The organism is Mycobacterium gordonae, from assembly GCF_001417955.2.
GTDB classification, from domain to species: domain Bacteria; phylum Actinomycetota; class Actinomycetes; order Mycobacteriales; family Mycobacteriaceae; genus Mycobacterium; species Mycobacterium gordonae_B.
In genome coordinates, this window is the sequence record NZ_LKTM01000101.1 from 19399 (window position 1) to 35627 (window position 16229).

Here is a 16229-nt window from a genome sequence, read left to right on the forward strand (position 1 = left end):
GAGAAGTCATGCATGCTGACGAGCGGACGTCTCGGGCTTCGCTGCTGTGACGCCTACTGGGCTACTGTCCCTCGCCCGCTAACGCAAATCGCCCGTCCGCCGTCTGGGTGATCAGGCCATCGACAAGCAGCGAATACAGAGCGCGATCGCGCTGTGCGGTATCGGTCAGCCACGCTACGTCCAATTGCGCTCGGGTGACCGGAGAGCTGTTGTCGCGCAACACATCCAGCAACCGACCGCGAACCTGACGGTCGGTCCCGGCGTAAGACTGCGCCCGCCGTGGCGGAGTGTCGCCGGCCGGAGACCCCGCGTCGCGCCACGCGCAGGCCGGCAGCGGACACAGGCCGCACTTGGGTGTGCGCGCGGTGCAAACCGTCGCGCCAAGCTCCATCAGCGCGATCGAAAACGTAGGCGCGACATCGTCATTGGGCAGTAGAGCTTCGACATCGGCATGATCGCGGGTGGCCGACGGGTTGCCCGCGTCGGCCCGCCCGTGAATGGCGCGGGCCACCACGCGCCGAACATTGGTGTCCACCACTGGAACTCGCTGTCGATATGCGAAGCAGGCCACCGCCCGGGCGGTGTAGCTACCGACGCCCGGCAGTGTCAGCAACGTGTCCACGTCGTCGGGGACAACGTCACCGTGCTCGCGAGCGATGACGACGGCGCACTCGTGCAAGCGCTTGGCCCGCCGGGGATAACCCAGCTTTCCCCAGGCCCGCAGCACGTCGGCGGCGCTGGCCGCCGCCGTCGCCGACGGGGTGGGCCAGCGGCGCACCCACTCGGTCCAGATCGGCAGCACCCGGGACACCGGCGTCTGCTGCAGCATGAATTCGCTGACCAGGATCTGCCAGGCGCTGACTCCCGGCTCACGCCAGGGCAGGTCCCGACGCGACCGCTCGTACCAAGCGACAAGATTGGTGACCGATATGTTCACTGGGCTTGACCCGGGCAGATCCGGCAGAATGGCTGACATGCCCAACAGCAACCCGATAAGCGCCTGGAAAGCACTCAAAGAGGGTAACGAGCGATTCGTCGCCGGCAAGCCCGCCCACCCGAGCCAGAGCATCGACCACCGAGCCAGTCTGGCCGGCGGTCAGAAGCCGACCGCCGTGATCTTCGGTTGTGCCGACAGCCGGGTGGCCGCCGAACTCATCTTCGACCAAGGCCTCGGCGACGTCTTCGTGGTCCGTACCGCGGGGCAGGCCATCGACTCGGCGGTGCTCGGATCCATCGAGTACGCGGTCGCGGTGCTGAACGTCCCGCTGATCGTCGTACTCGGCCACAACAGCTGCGGGGCCGTGAAGGCGACCATCGACGCCCTGGACAACGGCGCGATCCCGGGCGGCTTCGTCCGCGACGTGGTGGAACGCGTGGTTCCGTCGGTGCTGGCCGGCCGGCGCGACGGGCTGAGTCGTGTCGACGAGTTCGAGGAACGGCATGTGAGTGAAACGCTCAAGCAACTCGCGGCCCGTTCCTCAACCATCGCGGATCGGGTCTCCGAAGGGACGCTGGCGCTCGCCGGCGTCACCTACCAGCTCGCCGAGGGTAGGGCGGAGCTGGTCGACCACATCGGCGACATCGGCGAGCAGGCGCCACAGGAACAGGCCGTCTAGCGACTCCTTACACTCGGGCAGTCCGGCTAACCACGCGACACGCCGAGCCGGGTCAGGCAAAGATGCGTGACCTGGCCCTACCGTGGAAATGTGCTGGATCTGGAACCGCGTGGCCCGCTACCGACCGAGATCTACTGGCGGCGCAGGGGACTAGCCCTGGGTATCGCGGTTGTGGTGGTCGGGATAGCTGTCGCCATCGTCATCGCCTTCGTCAGTAGCAACGCCGGGGCCAAGCCCGCCGACAAGCCCGCTTCCGCTCAGAGCCATCCCGGCTCAAATGCGCCGCAGGCACCGGCGACGCAGCAGCCGGCCGGGCAAACGGAGGCTCCCGCCCCGGGTGCCTCTCCGGGCGTGCTCAACCCGGAGTCGGCGACACCTACCGCCGCGGTGCAACCGCCGCCGGTGCTCAAGGACGGCGACGACTGCCCCGACGCGACCCTGGCCGTCAAGGGACTGACCAACTCGCCCCAGTACTACATCGGCGACCAGCCGAAATTCACCATGGTGGTGACCAACATCGGACTGGTTTCCTGCAAGCGCGACGTGGGTGCCGCGGTGCTGGCGGCGTACGTGTACTCGCTGGACAACAAGCGGCTGTGGTCCAACCTGGACTGCGCGCCGTCCAACGAGACCCTGGTCAAGACCTTCACCCCCGGCGAGCAGGTCACTACCGCGGTGACCTGGACCGGCATGGGTTCCGCACCGAAGTGCCCGCTGCCGCGGCCGGCGATCGGGCCGGGCACCTACAACCTGGTCGTCCAGCTGGGCAACCTGCGCTCGCAGCCCCTGCCCTTCGTGCTGAACCAGCCGCCGCAGCCGCCGGGCCCGGCGCCCGCCCCGGGACCGGCGCTCGCGCCGCCGCCGGAGGCGCCGCCGGCGCAGGGCGGCTAGTGATCCGTAAGCGTCGACTCGGCCAGCTGGGACAGGCCCTCGCGCACGTGGCGGGCCCACATGGCGCCGATGCCGTCGACGGATTGCAGGTCGTTGGCGCTGGCGGCCAGTAGCCCCTGCAACGTCCCAAACGCGCGCACGAGCAGGTCGACGTGCGCGAACTGCAGCCGGGGGATCCCGGCCATCGCGCGGTAGCCGCGCGGGCTCAGCGCTGAATCCTGTGCCTCGGCCGTGGTCGGGTAGCCGAACACCTTGGCCAGTGAGGTGAAATCGAGCAGCTCGGTGTCGGACAGACCATCCAGTTCGTGGAGCGTCTCGGCGATCTGCGCCTTGGACGGCGGGTCGGGATTGGCGTGATAGTCGCGGACGATCAGCTCCCGGGCGATGTCGTTGCCGCCCAGGAGCTCCTCCTGCTGCAACCGCAACTGGCGTCCGTCGGTACCCAGCTCGACGGCGTCATAGTCGATCGCCAGCCCGATGCGGCGGACCAACTCGAGACGCTGCACCACCGTCATCACGTCGCGCAGCGTGACGAAGTCCTCGATCTCGGCCCGCGACAGCTGCCGACTGACCTCGTCGAGCCGGGTCTTGTAGCGCTCCAGGGTCGCGATGGCCTGATTCGCGCGCGACAGAATGGTCGCGGAGTCGGTCAGCACGTGGCGTTCGCCGCCGACGTAGACGGTCACGATGTTCATCGAGTGACTCACCGAGATCACCGGGTAGCCGGTTTGGATGGCCGCCCGTTCGGCCGACCGGTGCCGGGTGCCGGATTCGTCGGTGGGTATCGAGGGGTCCGGCACCAACTGCACGTTGGCCCGGACGATACGGCTGCCGTCGGTCGACAGCACCACCGCGCCGTCCATCTTCGACAGCTCGCGCAACCGGGTGGGCGCGTAGCGGACGTCGAGCGGAAAGCCGCCGTCACAGATGGCTTCCACGTTCTCGTCGTGGCCGAGCACGATCAGGGCGCCGGTGCGTCCGCGCAGGATGCGTTCCAGGCCGTCGCGAAGCCCGGTGCCCGGAGCCAGTCGGGCGACGGCCTCACGCAGGGTCGTACGTGTCACAGCGAGCATTCTGCTACGGCGGCCCGGTCGAGGGGACCCCTACCGGGGGCTCCCGATCGGTTGCCACCCCACTTCGGCGACGGGGCGGTGCTCGGCGATGCCGATCAGATGCTGCAGCGCCTCGCCGATGGTGGCCGCGCTCAGGGCGCGCAGACCGGCGGGAATGGTCTTGCAACCCGGCGGGATCAGCGCGATGGTGAAGCCCTGGCGAGCGGCTTCGGCCAGCCGCCGGTCCATGCCGTGCACCCGGCGAAGATCACCGGCCAGACCCACCTCACCGATCATCACCGCGGTGGTGGGCAGCGCCAGGTTGGCGTAGGCCGAGGCCAGCGCGGTGGCCACCGCCAGATCTGACGAGGGGTCGGTCAACCGCATGCCGCCGACGGTGGACAGGTAGATGTCGTTGACGGAAAGACGCAGCTGGGCGTGTTTTTCCAGCACCGCCGTGATCATCGCGGCACGGGAGTGGTCGATGCCGCTGACGGCCCGCCGCGGCGAGCCGCCGTTCGGGGTGGCCAGTAGCGCCTGGACTTCGCCGATCAGCGGTCGCTTGCCGTCCAGGGTCACCGTGATCGCGGTCCCCGGAACCGGGTTCGGCCGTTGATCCAGGAACAGGTTCGACGGATCGGCGACCCCTTCGATTCCGCTGTCGTGCAAGAGGAAACATCCCACCTCGTCAGCGGCGCCGAACCGGTTCTTGATGCCGCGGACCATCCGTAGCGACCCGTTGCGATCGCCCTCGAAGTGCAGCACCACGTCGACCAGGTGCTCCAGCGAGCGAGGCCCGGCGATGGCTCCGTCCTTGGTGACGTGTCCGACCAGAATCATCGCGACACCGTTGGCCTTCGCGGCCGCCGTCAGAGCGGCCGTCACCGCTCGCACCTGGGTCACGCCCCCGGCGACGCCGTCGGCCTCGGTGGTGGACATCGTCTGGACCGAGTCGATGATGACCAGCGCCGGCCGTACGGTGTCGATGTGCTCCAGCACCGTGTGCAGGTCGGATTCGGCGGCCAGGTACATCTCGTCGAACGCAGCGCCGGCGCAACCGATCCGGTCGGCCCGCAGCCGCACCTGGCCGGCGGACTCTTCGCCGGAGATATAGAGCGCGCGCCGCCCCCGCTGCGCCCAGCAGTGCGCGACCTCGAGCAGCAGGGTTGACTTGCCGACGCCGGGATCGCCCGCCAGCAGCGTCACCGAGCCGGGAACCACACCGCCGCCCAGCACCCGGTCCAGTTCGTCCACACCAGTGGTCTGATGACGGCTCTTATTCGGCTCGACCGCGCTGATCGGCACCGCCCGCGACCCGGACGGCACCGAGCGCTTGCCGTTGCCGACGGCGGCCAGTACGGCCACCTCTTCCACGGTCCCCCAGTTGCCGCAATCCAGGCAGCGCCCGACCCATTTGGCGCTTACGTGGCGGCATTCCGAGCATCGGTACTGCGATCGCGCGTTGGCCACCCCGTGACGGTATCGGGAGAGGGCGACAGTTCCGGGGAAGGAACGCCGACGGGCCGGTCAGGGGTGGGTGGAACCCTCGTGCAATTGGGGCATGCCGGCCGAAATCGGCACCTGCACGCTGGCTTCGCCGGCCTTCTCGAACTTGAAGGTGAACTTGTAAGTCAGTCCGTTGGTGATCGGCTTTGACAGGTTGACGGTCGCCTTGGCCGCCCCGTTGCCCTCGGACGGTCCCGGTGCCACGACCTGGCCCTCGGGGGTTCCGACAATCAGCAACCTGCCGGCCGGCAGCTTGGCGTCACCGGACACCGTCACGTTGCCGATATCGCTGGTGATACCGGTCAGCCGGTCGTTGACGTCCGGTGAGTTGTTGATCGCCACCAGGACCAGGTCGACCGACTTGCCGGGCTGCAGGAAGTCGCCGGACTGCGCGGCCTGGATGCGGATGTCGCGCAGCGCGACGTTGTTGATCGTGACCCGGTTGCCGTTGACGGCGGGTTCCTGAGCGGCAGTCTGGGAAATCTGTCCGGTTCCGCAACCGCTGAGCGTGACCACGGCCAGCGCGACAGCGGCCAACCACGCGGTCAGCTTTGCCGGGCGGAATGGCAGGCGGATGTTGGAGTGGTTCACGCAATGCCTCCTGGTCGGCCCCGTCGCAATTCAGGCGCAATTTCAACTATGCAGAGTAGTAGCACGGTACCGATGACGGTAGCGGCGGGATGCCCGGTGTTGACCGGCCCAGCCGTTCGGAGGCGCTTGTGACGCCGGGCAGGACTTGGCGGCGGCGCGGCCCCACTGCACGTCTAAGCTCGCCTGTCAACCCCTAAATTGCGCGCAGCGTGCCCCTGACCTGCACCGTTGATCTACACGCGTCGAGGCGGCGTGTTAGAATGAACTAACGAAAGGGGCTCGAATCATATGATCTTCAAGGTCGGTGACACCGTCGTCTACCCACACCACGGTGCTGCGTTAGTCGAGGCGATCGAAACTCGGACCATTAAAGGGGAACCAAAAGAGTATCTCGTCTTGAAAGTTGCGCAGGGTGACCTGACTGTTCGAGTGCCCGCCGATAACGCCGAATACGTCGGCGTCCGCGACGTCGTCGGCCAGGAAGGCCTGGACAAGGTTTTCCAGGTCCTGCGTGCTCCGCACACCGAGGAACCCACCAACTGGTCGCGTCGCTACAAGGCCAACTTGGAGAAGCTCGCCTCCGGCGACGTGAACAAGGTGGCCGAGGTCGTTCGTGACTTGTGGCGCCGTGACCAGGAGCGCGGCCTGTCGGCGGGCGAGAAGCGGATGCTGGCCAAGGCCCGGCAGATTCTGGTCGGCGAGTTGGCGCTGGCCGAGAGCACCGATGAGGCCAAGGCCGACACCATCCTGGACGAGGTCCTGGCTGCCGCCTCCTGAACGGAAACGTAGTCGCGGTCGTTCCGGCCGCAGGTTCTGGGCGTCGGCTGGCTGCCGGCGTACCCAAGGCGTTCTATCAGCTCGAAGGGCAGTCGCTGGTTGAGCGGGCCGTGGCAGGTCTGCACGCGTCGGGCGTCGTCGGCACCGTCGTCGTCGCGGTCCCTCCGGATCGCACCGATGAGGCCAAATTGATCCTGGGACATCTCGCCACCATCGTGGCCGGCGGAGCCAGCCGCACCGAATCCGTGCGGCTGGCTTTGTCGGCAGTGATCGACACGGGGCCCGAGTTCGTCTTGGTGCACGATGCGGCCCGGGCGCTGACGCCACCGTCGCTGATCGCGCGAGTGGTGCAGGCGCTGCGGGACGGACACGGCGCGGTGGTGCCGGGGTTGCAGGTTTCCGACACCATCAAGGCCGTCGACGCCAACGGGGTGGTCCTGGGCACGCCGGAACGGGCGGGCCTGCGTGCGGTGCAGACACCGCAAGGGTTCGCCACCGAAGTGCTCTTGCGCGCCTTCGAGCAGGCATCCGCCGACACCGGCGATTTCACCGACGACGCATCCCTCGTCGAGCACATGGGCGGTCAGGTTCAGGTCGTCGACGGCGACCCGCTCGCGTTCAAGATCACCACGCAGCTCGACTTGATGCTGGCCAAGGCTATAGTGCGGCAGTGATGCAGACGCCGCGCGTCGGTATGGGTGTCGACGTGCACCCGATCGAACCCGGGCGGCCGTGTTGGCTGGTAGGCCTGCTGTTCCCCAGTGCCGACGGCTGTTCGGGGCACTCCGACGGCGACGTCGCGATCCATGCGCTCTGCGACGCGGTGTTGTCCGCCGCCGGTCTTGGCGACATCGGAGGCGTGTTCGGCGTCGATGACCCCCGCTGGAAGGGTGTCAGCGGTGCCGAGATGCTGCGCCACGTTCTCGAGTTGCTCACCGAGAACGGCTTCATGGTCGGCAACGCGGCGGTGCAGGTGATCGGTAACCGTCCGAAGATCGGCTGGCGCCGCTACGAGGCCCAGGCGGTGCTCTCCCGGCTGCTCAACGCACCGGTGTCGGTGGCGGCCACCACCACCGACGGACTCGGCCTCACCGGGCGGGGAGAAGGTCTCGCCGCCATCGCGACGGCCCTTGTCATTCCGCTCCGATAAACACCGGCCGCCGGGGTCCCGCAGGTGCAGGCAGTAAGCTGGCACGTCGTGACCGATCGTGCCCAAATGCGGCTTCATGACACGGCGACGGGAGCCGTGCGTGATTTCGTGCCGCTGCGCGCGGGGCACGTCTCCATCTACCAGTGCGGCGCCACCCCGCAGGGGCTCCCGCACATCGGCCATGTCCGCAGCGGCGTTGCGTTCGATATCCTGCGCCGCTGGCTGACGGCCCGTGGGTACGACGTGGCGTTCATCCGCAACGTCACCGACATCGACGACAAGATCCTGAACAAGGCCGCGGCGGCCGGACGCCCCTGGTGGGAGTGGGCCGCCACGCACGAGCGGGCGTTCACCGCGGCGTACGACGCGCTCGACGTCCTGCCGCCCTCGGCAGAACCGCGGGCGACCGGGCACATCACCCAGATGGTCGAATTAATGGAGCGGCTGATCGAAACGGGGCACGCCTACCCGGCGGCGGGTGACGTGTACTTCGACGTGCTGAGCTACCCGGACTACGGGCAGTTGTCCGGCCACCGGATCGACGATGTGCATCAGGGCGAGGGCGCGGCCACCGGCAAGCGCGACCAGCGCGACTTCACCTTGTGGAAGGGCGCGAAGCCCGGTGAGCCGTCGTGGCCGTCGCCTTGGGGACGCGGACGCCCCGGCTGGCACATCGAGTGTTCCGCAATGGCCCGCACCTACTTGGGCCCCGAATTCGACATCCATTGTGGCGGCATGGATCTCATCTTCCCGCACCACGAGAACGAGATCGCCCAGAGCCGTGCGGCGGGCGACGGGTTCGCGCGCTTCTGGCTGCACAACGGCTGGGTGACCATGGGCGGCGAGAAGATGAGCAAGTCGCTGGGCAACGTGGTGGCCATCCCGGCGATGCTGCAACGGGTTCGGCCCGCCGAGCTGCGCTACTACCTCGGCAGCGCGCACTACCGGTCGATGCTCGAGTACACCGAGACCGCGCTGCAGGATGCGGTCAAAGCGTATGTGGGCGTGGAGGAATTCCTGCACCGCGTGCGCAGCCGGGTGGGGACGGTGTGTCCCGGCGAGTGGACTCCGCGATTTGCGGCCGCGCTCGACGACGACCTGGCGGTGCCGATGGCGCTGGCGGAGATCCACCAGACGCGCGCCGACGGCAACCGTGCGCTCGACGCCGGAGATCACGACGGTGCTTTGAAGAGCGCGTCTGCCATCCGCGCCATGATGGGAATCCTGGGCTGCGACCCCCTGGATGAGCGCTGGGAGACCCGCGACGAAACGTCTGCCGCTCTCGCTGCGGTCGACGTGCTGGTCCAGGCCGAACTGGAGAATCGGAAGAAGGCGCGCGAGGAGCGCAACTGGGCGCTGGCCGATGAGATTCGCGACCGGCTCAAACAAGCCGGCATCGAGGTCACCGACACCGCCGACGGACCGCAGTGGACGCTGGGCGGTGACGTCAAATAAATGGCCGGTAATTCACAGCGTCGGGGTGCGATCCGGAAAGCCGGCTCCAAGAAGGGGCCCACGGTCGGCTCGGGCGGGCAGCGCCGTCGCGGCCTGGAAGGCCGTGGTCCGACACCGCCCGCGCACATGCGTCCCAACCACCCCGCCGCCAGACGCGGCAAACCCCAACAGCAGCGGCCGGCCAAGCCGGTGGACGAGGTCGAGACCGTGCTCGGCCGGAACCCCGTGGTGGAATGCCTGCGCGCCGGGGTTCCCGCGACCGCGCTCTACGTCGCGCTCGGAGTAGAGGCCGACGAGCGGGTGACCGAATCCGTGGCACGCGCCGCCGACAAGGGCATCGCGATTCTGGAGGTGCCGCGCAGCGATCTCGACCGGATGACGGCCAACCATCTTCACCAGGGGATCGCTCTGCAGGTTCCGCCCTATGAGTACGCCCACCCCGATGACCTTGTCGCCAGCGCCCTGGAAAGCCCGCCGGCGTTACTGGTCGCGTTGGACAACATCTCCGACCCGCGCAACCTCGGCGCGATCGTGCGCTCGGTGGCGGCCCTGGGCGGGCACGGTGTGGTGATACCGCAACGGCGATCCGCCTCGGTGACCGCCGTGGCGTGGCGCACCAGCGCCGGGGCGGCGGCCCGGATCCCAGTGGCGCGGGCAACCAATCTGACCAGGACACTGAAGGATTGGGCCGATCGCGGATTGCGGGTCGTCGGACTGGACGCCGGTGGTGACACGGTGTTGGACGACCTGGACGGCACCGACCCGATGGTGGTCGTCGTGGGCTCGGAAGGCAAAGGCTTGTCCCGCCTGGTGCGGCAGAACTGCGACGAGGTGGTCTCCATCCCGATGGCCGGGCAGGCCGAGTCGCTGAACGCCGCGGTGGCGGCCGGCGTGGTGCTCGCCGAAATCGCGCGGCAACGCAGGAGCTGAGCGACGCCGCCGCACGGCATTGCCGCACGGCATCACTACATCACCGATCGAAGAGGGCGGAACCCTACGCTCCATGATTCTGTGAGAACTCACAGGAATCGTGTCGACATAGTGAACTCAAAGAATTTTGGAGGCCGACCAGGCGGTCTTCCGGGGGCGGCCCTCGACCCCATTTCCGCAGGTCATGATTTAAATTCTGCCTTCTTGTTTAACGCACGCTGAACAAAAGTTTGCAAGCGGTGAATAGTTGGCGTTATCGGTTTCTGTGTCTTCGCTCTGGATCTACTGTCTTTCGCATGGGGTGGCCCGAAAGCTATGGACCAGTGACAACTAGCGGTGTAGTATCGCGCGCTTTCTGGTGTCAGATCGAGCGATAACCGTAGGCGCCGTCTGAAGATCAACGGCAATACACGGACAACTCATCTGGGTGTTGAGCCCCAATTCCACACAACCGCCGGAGGAATTCTCATGTCTTTTGTACGCACACTGCCCGAGCACTTGACCGCCGCCTCCAGCACCCTGCAGTCCCTGGGTGCGGCGATGAACGTAGGCAGCGCAGCCGCTGCCGGACCCATCACCGGGGTGATTCCCGCGGCCATCGACGAGGTGTCGATCCTGACCGCGGCTCAGTTCGCGTCGCACGGCCAGCGATTCCAGGAACTGAGCGCGCAGGCGTCCAGGATCCAGGCGATGATCGCCGCGAACCTGGCAACCAATGGGGCCAGCTACGCCGAGACCGAGGCGGCCAACGCCGCGTTGGCCCACTGAGCGGCCTGAGGCGATAGGGGAGTAAGAGCAATGGTCGACTACGGAATGCTGCCGCCCGAGATCAACTCGGCGCGGATCTACGCCGGTCCCGGGGCAGCCTCACTGGTGAGCGCGGCGGTGGCCTGGAACAACGTGGCCGCCGACTTCGCGGCGGCGGCCTCGGGGCACCGCTCGGTGATCGAGGCGCTGACGAGCGGTCCCTGGCTGGGGCCGGCTTCGGCGAAGCTGGTTTCGTCTGTCTCGCCCTTCATCACCTGGCTCAGCAACAGCTCCGAGCAGGCTGCCGAGACTGCAACGCAGGCGGCCGCCGCGGCGGCCGCATACGAGAGGGCGTTCGCGGGCAGCGTCCCGCCGCCGCTGATTACGGCCAACCGCGCCATGCTCCAGCAGTTGATCGCCACAAACCTGCTCGGCCAGAACAGTTCGGCGATCTCGATGCTCGAAGCCCAATACGGCGAATTCTGGGCGCAAGACGCGGGAGCGATGTACAACTACGCCGGAAGTGCCTCAGCCGCAACGAATTTGAGGCCACTTGCGGCACCGGCCGATGCGGTCGACCCGCTCGGCTTCCTCGACCAGGGGATCGGGGCGTTCAAGGCCGCGGGTTCGGGTGTTCAAACCCAGCTGAACAACCTCGGCGCAACGGTGGGCCCCCGCGTGAGCGACGTGGTCAAGACCCTGTCCACGCCGTTGAACGGTCAGGGCGCAGCGATCGACGCGTGGATCGTGGCCAACACCCCGCTTGACGACATCGTCCCGCTCTACAGCAAGTACATCTCGCCGTACATCAACTCAGTCGCGGCCCTGACCCAGTCGACGCAGACGATCGGGCAGAACACCAGCGGTTTCACCGGCCTCGCGGGCATTGCGAACACGCTCAACAAGGATGCCGCTGCCGCCGCGAAGGCCGCCGCTTCGGCTGCCGCCGAAGCGGCCCCTGCGGCGGCCGCGGCTGCTGGGCAGGCCGCGGGCAACCTGGGCGCCGGTCTCGGTGGCGTGGCCGGCAGCCTGGGCAAGGCGACGGCGATCGGTGGCTTGGCGGTTCCCGCGAACTGGGTCCCGTGGCACGCGACGACCAATCCAGGCATCGCATCGGCGATCCCGGCCGCGGTCGAAGGTGGTAACAGCTTTCCGATGGCACCGCCGTTCGGACAGTTCGTCAATGGTGGTTACGGCCGCAATGTCCCGCAATACGGGTTCAAGCCCTCGGTCATGGCCAAGCCGCCAGCCGCCGGTTAACCGGGCCGATCAACGCAACGGGGATAACACGCGATGGTCGATTATGGTCTGTTGCCGCCCGAAATCAATTCCGGGCGCATATATGCCGGTCCGGGGGCCGGCCCGATGTTGGCTGCCGCGGCGGCGTGGAGCGGCCTGGCCGGCGACTTCGAAACCGCCGCGGCCGGCCATCGGTCGGTGATCGCCGAGCTCACCAACGGTCCGTGGCTGGGGCCTGCGTCGGAGTCGCTGCTGTCGGCGGTGACGCCGTTCATCACTTGGCTGGACAGCGGTGCCGTGGAGGCCGGGCAGGCCGCTGCCCAGGCCTTCGCGGCCGCGGCTGCCTTCGACACGGCTTTCGCGGCGTCGATTCCGCCACCGGTGATTGCGGCCAACCGCGCACTGCTGGCCGCTTTGGTCGCGACCAACTTTCTGGGGATAAACACTCCGGCGATCGCGGCCACTGAGGCTCTTTATATGGAGTTCTGGGCTCAGGACGCGGCGGCGATGTACAACTATGCCGGTAGCTCGGCGGCGGCAACTCAGCTCAACGAGCTGCCTCAGCCCGCCGATGCTACCGACCCGCTCAACCTGGTCGACCAGGCCGTCGGGGCGTTCAAGGGCGCGGGTCAAGCTGTGCAAGCCCAGCTCAACAGCGTAGGAGCACAAATCATGCCGCGGTTCGGCGACTTGTTGCAGACGCTGTCTTCGCCACTCAACGGTCAGTTCAACGCGATCGACCAGTGGATTGTCGCCAACACGCCGTTCGACGACCTGGTCCCGCTCTACAGCAAATACATCTCGCCCTACATGAACTCAGTGGCATACGAGCTTCAGAGCACGCTGTTTCTTGGCGACGAAATGGCCGGTTTCGCCAAGCTCGGCTCGTTTGCGAATGATGTGGCTCCCGCGTTCCCGAAGGTCCCGGCGGCCGTTGGGGGCGCGGCCGGGGCCCTGCCCAAACTCTCCAGCAGCGTCGGTGGTGTGGCGGCGGGCCTTGGCAAGGCGGTTCCGCTCGGCAGCGGATTGTCGGTCCCGGTGAGCTGGACGTCGGCGACCGCCCCCGCCGGGTCCGGGGTGACGGCGATCAGCAATGCCACCTCGATCTCGGCAGCGGCAGAGGGGGCCGTCGGCGGCAATGTGCCGGTGGCGCCGCCGTTCGGGCAGTTCGTGAATGCCGGCAACGGCCGCAGGACTCCGGCCTATGGGCACCGGCTGACGTTCATGACGAGGCCGCCGGCGGCGGGTTAGCACGGCGAGCAGACGCGAAATCGCATGAAACGTCCGCGTTTCATGCGATTTTGCGTCTGGTCGCGCACGAAAGGTCAGACCCCGAAGACCTGGACGCTCGCCCAGAGTGCGAGCACCGCCACCACCAGAGCGGCGGGCACGGTACACAAGCCGAGCCGGGTGTATTCGCCGGCTCCGGCCTGCACCTGGTACTGGCGCAGCACCCGGCGCCACAGCAGATTGGACAGGGAACCGACGTAGGTCAGGTTGGGCCCGATGTTGACCCCGATCAGCACCGCCAGCACGGCCGCCGGTCCGCTTGCAGCCACCAGCGGCACCAGTACCAGCGTGGCGGGCAGGTTGTTGACGACATTGGCCAACACGGCAGCCAGCGCCGCGATGCCCAGCAGTGCGGCCAGGCCTGATCCGTGCGGCACCAACGCGGACATCCTGGCGGTCATCCCGTTGAGCATGACGGCCTGCACGACGATGCCCAGCGCGAGGACGAAAACGAGGAACGGGATGTTCACCGAAGCCGCGATCTCGCCCACCGTGGTGCGCCGGTGCCGCAGGCTGCGCACCGCCAGCACCGAAGCGCCGGCCAACGCCGCCCAGGCGGGTGCGATGTCCAACCATTCGGCCACGGCGAATCCCACCAGCGTCAGCGCCACGACGGCCAGGACGAATACCGGCGGCCGCGGTGGCGGCGCGGAATGTTCGGGATCGGGCTGGGTGCGCAGGTCCCGGGCGAAGAACAGCCGGAAGACCAGGTAGACGGTCGCGACCGCGCTCAGCCAGGGCAGGGCCATCAGCAGGGTGAACTTGGTGAAGGAGATGTTCGCGCCGCGGTAGACGAGCAGGTTGGTCAGATTCGACACCGGGAGCAGGAGCGAGGCGGTGTTGGCCAGATGAGCGGTGGCATACGCATATGGGGGCACCGGGGTCCGGAGCTGGCGAACGGTGGCCAGCACCACCGGGGTCAACAGGACCACGGTGGCATCGAGGCTGAGCACCGCGGTGATGGTCGCGGAGATGACGAACACCTGGCGCAGCAATCCCTGGGATCCGGAGCTGGCGCGCGCCATCGCCGCTCCGGCGGCCTCGAACAGGCCCTCGTCGTCACACAGTTTGGCCAGCACCAGTACGGCGCCCAGAAACGCGACCACCCGCGCCAGTCCAGACACCTGGGCACCCGCCTGGTGCGGCGAGATCGCCCCGACCGCGATCAGCACAGCCGCGGCCGGAACGGCTGCCGCCGCCTCCGGCCAGCCCCTGGGGCGCGCGACAGCAAACCCCAGTACGACCGCCAGCAATACCAGCGAGAGGACTAGTAGCAACGTCTATGCCCAGGGGTCTTCGCGCCGGAAGACGGTGGGCAACTGCAGGACAACGCCGTCCCGCGCAGCCAGCTCGTCCAGCAGCCGCATCGACACGTTCAGGTCGTCACCCGCAAAAGGCAAGGCCCGCAACGGCTCTGTCAGCGGGCGGAAGAAGTCGTCCCAGTGGATGCCGATGACGCGGCGCGCGCCCACCGCTCGTACCGTCTGATCCCAGTATTCGGTGATGTAGGACCGAGGTTGCAGGCCGAGCTGTCCGACGCTGAGGTAGACGACATCGGCACTCATGCCTTCCAGCGCACCCGCGACGTAGCCGGCGCTGCCCTGAATGAGCAGCCGCCGGCCGGACGGCCGGTGTTGTATCAGTGCCGACCATGCTTCGCCGCAGCGGTAGGCCGAGGCCTTCACCGGCGGTCGCACCGGAGCGCTGATCGCGCCCGGAAACCGGTCGGGCGGGCAGTGGTGCGACTCGATCAGCGTTACGTCGTAGGCGCCCAAGGGCATTGGTACACCGGACGCCGCCACGACGATCCGCTCCACCGGGAGTCCGTATCCGCGGCCCAGATTGGCCGCCGATTCGCCACCGACGAGTTGGGCGCCGGTGCGGTCGGCCACCAGGGCGGAGTCGAGCGCGTGGTCGATATGCGTGTGCACCGGGATGACGGCAGCGAGCCGCGATATCTTGGCCCGGGCCAGACACCCGTCGACGCGGGCCTCCGAGGGTGCCACCTTCCCGGCTGCCACCGAGGCCAGACCGGGGCGGGAGAAGTAGCCGTCGGTCATCAACGCCGAGGTGCCGTCGTCGACGAGCAGTGTGGCCACCCCCATCCAGGTCACCCAGAGTGGCGAATCCTGTCCTGCCCCAGGAACATTGAATTTTCTGGCATGTTGAGTGAGGTCGGGGCGGCCGAGTTTCAGTCGCATCAGCAGAATGCCCCAATCTCGACCCCGGCGGTGCGGAGCTGTTCGTGGACGGCGGTCGCGATCTGCACGGCGCCGGGCGAATCACCATGTACGCAAACAGATTCTGCCGTGACTTGCAGCACCGTCCCGTCGGTTGCGGTCACCTCGCCGGCATTGACCATGTTGACTACCCGGCGGGCGATGGCCCCCGGATCATCCAGTACCGCACCGGGTTCCCGGCGCGGGACCAGTCGGCCGTCGGGTTGGTAGGCGCGGTCGGCGAACACCTCGGCGACCGTGCGCAAACCGCGGCGGTCGGCTTCGTCGAAGAACGCCGAACCCGCCATGCCCAGCACCGGTAACGAAGCATCCACCGTAGCAACCGCTTCGGCGACGGCAGCCGCCTGGTCGCGGTGCGAGACTATCGAGTTGTACAGCGCCCCATGGGGCTTGACGTAGGCCACCGTGGAGCCGGCCGCCTGCGCGATGGCCTGCAGAGCGCCGATCTGGAAGACCACGTCGGCCAGCAGGTCCTCAGCGGCGACGTCGATGAAGCGTCGGCCGAAGCCGGCCAGGTCGTGGTAGCTCACCTGCGCGCCGATCCGCACGCCGCGCTCGGCGGCCGACCGGCATACCCGCAGCAGCCCGGCCGGGTCGCCGGCATGGAAGCCGCACGCCACATTGGCGCTGCTGACGATCCCGAGCATGGCTTCGTCGTCGCCCAGCTGCCAGACGCCGAATCCTTCGCCCAGGTCGGCGTTGAGGTCAATGCGGGCCACCTTGCCAGCTTAGAAGGCCGGGCACG

At 67.7% G+C, this 16229-nt stretch carries 17 protein-coding genes; 10 read left to right on the forward strand and 7 right to left on the reverse strand.

The features are described 5' to 3' along the window. Positions 1-61: 61 nt before the first annotated feature. Positions 62-976 (reverse strand): A/G-specific adenine glycosylase, encoded by a 915-nt coding sequence (locus tag AO501_RS10420; RefSeq protein WP_055577637.1) that lies wholly within the window; start codon positions 974-976, stop codon positions 62-64. On the opposite strand from AO501_RS10420, the gene AO501_RS10425 reads away from it, so the two are divergent. Beyond that, positions 975-1616: a carbonic anhydrase gene (locus AO501_RS10425; RefSeq protein ID WP_055577638.1), complete on the forward strand. Its 642-nt coding sequence runs from the start codon at positions 975-977 to the stop codon at positions 1614-1616. The genes AO501_RS10420 and AO501_RS10425 overlap by 2 nt on opposite strands. A 90-nt stretch (positions 1617-1706) precedes the next feature. Continuing rightward, positions 1707-2507, forward strand: a complete 801-nt coding sequence (locus AO501_RS10430; RefSeq protein ID WP_156452460.1) for a hypothetical protein — start codon at positions 1707-1709, stop codon at positions 2505-2507. Here AO501_RS10430 and disA read toward each other — a convergent pair. Genes disA through AO501_RS10445 form a run of 3 tightly spaced genes read right to left on the reverse strand, consistent with a single transcriptional unit; the run spans position 2504 to position 5656 of the window. Continuing rightward, a complete protein-coding gene (gene disA / locus AO501_RS10435; protein WP_156452461.1) occupies positions 2504-3580 on the reverse strand; it encodes a DNA integrity scanning diadenylate cyclase DisA in 1077 nt (358 codons plus the stop codon). The two genes, AO501_RS10430 and disA, sit on opposite strands and share 4 nt — an antisense overlap. A gap of 30 nt (positions 3581-3610) precedes the next feature. Further along, positions 3611-5029 carry a DNA repair protein RadA gene (gene radA / locus AO501_RS10440; protein ID WP_055577640.1) on the reverse strand — a complete coding sequence of 473 codons (1419 nt, stop codon included), beginning with the start codon at positions 5027-5029 and terminating at the stop codon, positions 3611-3613. A 57-nt stretch (positions 5030-5086) separates the two neighbouring features. After that, positions 5087-5656: a hypothetical protein gene (locus AO501_RS10445; protein WP_055577641.1), complete on the reverse strand. Its 570-nt coding sequence runs from the start codon at positions 5654-5656 to the stop codon at positions 5087-5089. A 288-nt stretch (positions 5657-5944) separates the two neighbouring features. Here AO501_RS10445 and carD point away from each other — a divergent pair, with 288 nt between their 5' ends. The 8 genes from carD (at position 5945) to AO501_RS10485 (ending at position 13205) form a co-directional block, all read left to right on the forward strand. Beyond that, a complete protein-coding gene (gene carD / locus AO501_RS10450; protein WP_055577642.1) occupies positions 5945-6433 on the forward strand; it encodes an RNA polymerase-binding transcription factor CarD in 489 nt (162 codons plus the stop codon). Then, positions 6430-7107, forward strand: coding sequence for a 2-C-methyl-D-erythritol 4-phosphate cytidylyltransferase (gene ispD, locus AO501_RS10455; RefSeq protein WP_055577643.1), 678 nt, complete (start codon positions 6430-6432; stop codon positions 7105-7107). Before carD ends, ispD begins: the two co-directional genes overlap by 4 nt. Then, positions 7104-7583 carry a 2-C-methyl-D-erythritol 2,4-cyclodiphosphate synthase gene (gene ispF / locus AO501_RS10460; RefSeq protein ID WP_156452462.1) on the forward strand — a complete coding sequence of 160 codons (480 nt, stop codon included), beginning with the start codon at positions 7104-7106 and terminating at the stop codon, positions 7581-7583. Before ispD ends, ispF begins: the two co-directional genes overlap by 4 nt. A gap of 48 nt (positions 7584-7631) precedes the next feature. Further along, positions 7632-9038 (forward strand): cysteine--tRNA ligase, encoded by a 1407-nt coding sequence (gene cysS, locus AO501_RS10465; protein WP_055577692.1) that lies wholly within the window; start codon positions 7632-7634, stop codon positions 9036-9038. Further along, positions 9039-9968 carry a 23S rRNA (guanosine(2251)-2'-O)-methyltransferase RlmB gene (gene rlmB, locus AO501_RS10470; RefSeq protein ID WP_055577645.1) on the forward strand — a complete coding sequence of 310 codons (930 nt, stop codon included), beginning with the start codon at positions 9039-9041 and terminating at the stop codon, positions 9966-9968. Between the two features lie 468 nt (positions 9969-10436). Continuing rightward, complete coding sequence (locus tag AO501_RS10475) at positions 10437-10736, forward strand: PE family protein (RefSeq protein WP_055577646.1); 300 nt, start codon at positions 10437-10439, stop codon at positions 10734-10736. A gap of 30 nt (positions 10737-10766) precedes the next feature. Next, positions 10767-11975 (forward strand): PPE family protein, encoded by a 1209-nt coding sequence (locus AO501_RS10480; protein WP_055577647.1) that lies wholly within the window; start codon positions 10767-10769, stop codon positions 11973-11975. 33 nt (positions 11976-12008) lie between these two features. Further along, entirely contained in the window at positions 12009-13205 is a 1197-nt protein-coding gene (locus AO501_RS10485; RefSeq protein ID WP_055577648.1) for a PPE family protein, read from the forward strand. A gap of 74 nt (positions 13206-13279) precedes the next feature. Here AO501_RS10485 and AO501_RS10490 read toward each other — a convergent pair whose 3' ends face one another. The 3 genes from AO501_RS10490 to AO501_RS10500 are packed head-to-tail and all read right to left on the reverse strand — an operon-like array spanning position 13280 to position 16203. Further along, positions 13280-14521: an SLC13 family permease gene (locus AO501_RS10490; RefSeq protein WP_055577649.1), complete on the reverse strand. Its 1242-nt coding sequence runs from the start codon at positions 14519-14521 to the stop codon at positions 13280-13282. A gap of 3 nt (positions 14522-14524) precedes the next feature. Further along, entirely contained in the window at positions 14525-15445 is a 921-nt protein-coding gene (locus AO501_RS10495) for an MBL fold metallo-hydrolase (protein ID WP_055577650.1), read from the reverse strand. After that, a complete protein-coding gene (locus tag AO501_RS10500; RefSeq protein WP_055577651.1) occupies positions 15445-16203 on the reverse strand; it encodes a LamB/YcsF family protein in 759 nt (252 codons plus the stop codon). The genes AO501_RS10495 and AO501_RS10500 overlap by 1 nt, the downstream gene beginning before the upstream one ends. Positions 16204-16229 lie beyond the last annotated feature (26 nt).